Below are 246 nucleotides of genomic sequence, written 5' to 3' on the forward strand. Positions count from 1 at the left end.
GCTCGGTATAGTCGGCTAAACGATTAAGAACTTGGTCAAGGTGACCCGACTTTTCGCCTGCGGCTACCATTGCACGATATAAATCGTCAAAAACATGAGGAAACTCACTAAGACCATCGGCAAGGGTGTAACCTTCAACTACTTTTGAGCGTACCGACATAAGCATCCGCTTTAAACGCGGCTTTTCGCATTGCTCAGCAACTGCCATAACAGCGCCTTCAACAGGAAGTGCCGATTGAATAAGTG

Annotated in this window: 1 protein-coding gene; it reads right to left on the reverse strand. The window is 47.2% G+C overall.

Translation table 11 applies throughout. The features are described 5' to 3' along the window. Nucleotides 1-246: type II secretion system F family protein (locus AAEZ18_RS19415; RefSeq protein WP_352256079.1), on the reverse strand; the 246-nt coding region annotated here is incomplete at both ends.

The sequence above is a fragment of the Pseudoalteromonas sp. 19-MNA-CIBAN-0066 genome, from assembly GCF_040308705.1.
Lineage (GTDB): Bacteria > Pseudomonadota > Gammaproteobacteria > Enterobacterales > Alteromonadaceae > Pseudoalteromonas > Pseudoalteromonas nigrifaciens.